Consider the following 3339-nt stretch of genomic DNA (forward strand, 5'->3'; position numbering starts at 1 on the left):
GCCCCCGTCTGGTCTGTAGAGCTGCCTTTAGGGCGTCCGGTGAAAATACATTGGGGAAAAGTTCCCGAGCCTGCTGCGGTTCACCGCGCAACAGGGCGTTGGCGGCGCGCATGACCTGGTCACGACGTTCGAGGCGTCCGTAGTTGACCATATCCTCGGCGGTAACCAGCTTGCGCACGTCGGGTTGTGCGAGATAGTAGTCCATCACTGTGAAAAAAGCCGCACGGCGCGTATCAAGGCGCACATTTGCCGACCACTGGCTGCTGCTGATGCGGTATCGCATGGTCGCTCCCGGCAGTATTCCGACGGGCCCAAGCTGCAGCATCCTGAGCCAGACGTCAAGGTCGCCGCTCGGGCCGAACAGTTCCCCACGCCAGCTCTTGATGTTCTGCTGATAAACGTTGGTGCGCGCCATCACGCTGGGACAGATCAGGAAATTGGAGTGCTTGAGAATCGCCCTGAAGACCTCAGGAAAATGATGCAGCGGGCCAGTGGCCGCCAATTCGGGGGGCTGTTGGATCGCACCGATGAGGCGGTTGTCCTCATCGATCAGCAGTGCTTGTGTAAACGCTGCTCCGGCTTGTGGGTGCGCCTCGAGAAATGCGACCTGTGACGCGACCATATCTGATTCGTAGATATCGTCCGCATGGTAAATCGCGGTGTATTTCCCCGTTGCCAGTTCGATGCAACGATTGAAATTGCCTTCGCCACCGATATTGACCGCGTTGCGGTAGAGCGTGATGCGGCTGTCAGAAAATCCTTCGACAACTGCGATCGTGCTGTCGGTCGAATGATTGTCGACCACGTGAATTTTGAGGTTCCCGTAACTCTGGTTTAGCACCGAATGCAAAGTGGCTGCGACGGTTTTTTCCGCGTTATAAGTCGGGATGCAGATGCAGACCAGTGGCAGTGTATTGTCAGGCATCGATGAGTCCCATCCTGGCGAACGCGTGTCGAAAGCGGTGGCCGAAGGTGTGCTCCGCAAGAGTCCGGGCATAACCGGCATCGGCGATGCTTTCTCGCAGTGCAGTCTCTGCAAGATAAAGCGCAACCTTTTGCTGAAGGTCGTCGGGGTCCAGGTAGATGGCGATCTCTGTGCCTATACCGTAGTGCCGTTCCAGTCCCTCAACGTAGTACGAGAGCTGAAACCCGCCAGTGCCGTTAATCTCGAAATGACGGGCCTTGATCTGTTCGACGGACTTCGGCGAGCGGATGCGATTGACCAGACCGCGCGGGGACGACAGCAGGTAACGCGCGTCCCAGGAGGTCGAGTTCGACATATTCAGGTTGATGCGGCTTTCATTGAACAGCTGGACCATCTCCTCGTGCGACACGATGCCGCCTGGCCAGCGGTACCCGGCAACTTTGACATTGAACCCCGCTCTGCGCAGGCGATTGATGAGCCATTCGCGATAGGGGTGCCAGGCACCTACAAACGACACGTCGTATATTTTTTCGACAGACGCTTTTCGGTAAATGCTGTTGTTGCAGCCGAACGGGAAATAGATCACATTTTCCAGGCCCAATGCTCGGTATTTCCGCTCACCATATACGTCGGGTGTTGTGAAGAAATCGAACTGTGGCGCCCAGTAGCGGGAAAATTCGACGCGCCAGGTGTCGTCGTGAAAAAAGCACAGTGTGCATGTGAGCTGTTTCATCGCCTTGATCGTGTCCGGCTCGAACTGATCGGTGTAAAGCGAGAACATCGCGAAGTCAGGCCTGGACGCCGCCGCGACCTCGAGCAGCTTGCGGTTCATGGCTGGCTTGCCCAGGTGCTGAATCTCGGTCATGTAGTCAAACAACACGACCTCGTGTCCGAGCGCCAGCAGGCTCTGGTAAAAATTGTAGTACTCGTACGAATGACCGCGCGTCGGGTCTCCATAGTCATACGACATGCAAACAAGGAGGATTTTCATGAAACTTTGTCGTGCCTTGGCAAATATGGATAAAGCAGCCAGTAGAACATCGGCAGAAAGGCCAGCCCGGTGACAACGATCAGTACACCCGCCGCAATGATGCCCTGGCTGTTCATGGCCCACCGGCCGGCCGTCGCAAGCAGCATCAGGCCAGCGCCCATTGCGGTGCCTTTGAACAGCATACGCAATGGCAGCCGCATGTCGAGCGCGACGATCATCAGGTAGTGCATGGCGACCAACATGCCGACGCCGGCCAGCGAGCGCGCCAGACCCACGCCATGCGCACCCATGCCAGGCGCCAGAAACTTGATCAGCACGATGCAGATGACCGCGCCGAGCAGGTTCGGCAGCAGCAGCAGACGGGTCTTCATCTTGGCGTGGGCCGACATGCTGTAGACGCCAGCAACAACGCGTGCACCTTCTGCCAGGACGCCCCAGATCACGAACTGCGATGCCGATTGGTATGCCGGGCCCACCATGAATCGCGTCAACTCCGGCGCCAGACTGATCAACAAAAAGGTTACGAGCATCAGCGAGGGCAGGATCGCGCCAGCATATTTATTCCAGGCGGCGGACTGTTCCTCGATCGTGCTGGTGCTGACCCGCTTGTAGAAACGCGGCTGGAAGTAGGTTGTCAGCACCGATTCGAACGCGGCCATCAGCCCTGCGCTGATTCCGTAGCCTGCGACAAACAGGCCGAGTGCGGCCAAGCCCAGCGAGTCGGCGACGAAAAAGCGGTAGCCTTGCGTCTGCAGCCAATTAAACCCGACCGAGATTGCAACCGGCCAGGCGAAGTCGAACAGCAGCTTGAGGTGCGAGCGCGACAGTTTGTCTGCGGGCTGCTCCGGGCTGAGTTTGTCGAAAAACAACTTGACGCCAATGATCGCGAACACCGTCTGGCCGATCAGCAAGCCGAGCAACCAGTATTCAGCTGTCGGTGCGAAGGATTCGACCAGCGCATAGGCGCTCGCCAGGCCCACGCCGATTGTTGCGAGCGTGAGGACGATAAAACGCCCGCGCAACTCCAGCAGGTTCAGCGATGGGATTGCGGTCTGGTTGATCGTGTTGAACAACAGCGAGCCACAGACCAGCACCAGCAGCCACGCGGTATTGAACTGGAAGCCGAAGGCGTGGATTTTGTTGAGCACGCCGAGCGTCAGCGCCGCGAACAGGCAGACACCAAGAAGATAGATCCAGTGCAGCTTGAGGTAGTGTTTGGCGCGGCCGAGTTCATCCCAGGCGTGAAACCTCCGATTGATGAACATACCAATCGGGTTGACGAGGAAAAGCGCAAAAAAGGCTGTGGCGGCGGTGATCAGCGAGAGACGGCCCATTTCGCTAGGTGGCAAATAAGTCGTAGCCACCCGCATGACCAAAAGGAGCAGGATGAATTGGGCGGCACGCCCGAAGATGATTACAAGCA

Annotated in this window: 3 protein-coding genes; all 3 read right to left on the minus strand. The window is 57.6% G+C overall.

Annotated elements, in window-relative coordinates; all coding sequences use genetic code 11:
• Positions 1–925 (minus strand): glycosyltransferase (locus AC1D1X_RS19005; RefSeq protein WP_477698895.1); only part of this gene is annotated, 925 nt, incomplete at its 3' end.
• The gene (locus tag AC1D1X_RS19010) at positions 918–1916 is read right to left on the minus strand and encodes a CgeB family protein (protein ID WP_477668525.1); all 999 of its coding nucleotides are present in this window, start codon (positions 1914–1916) and stop codon (positions 918–920) included. The genes AC1D1X_RS19005 and AC1D1X_RS19010, both read right to left, overlap by 8 nt.
• A partial coding sequence (locus AC1D1X_RS19015; protein ID WP_477698896.1) for a lipopolysaccharide biosynthesis protein occupies positions 1913–3339 on the minus strand: 1427 nt, incomplete at its 5' end. The genes AC1D1X_RS19015 and AC1D1X_RS19010, both read right to left, overlap by 4 nt.

Source organism: Polaromonas sp. P1_G4 (assembly GCF_056405475.1).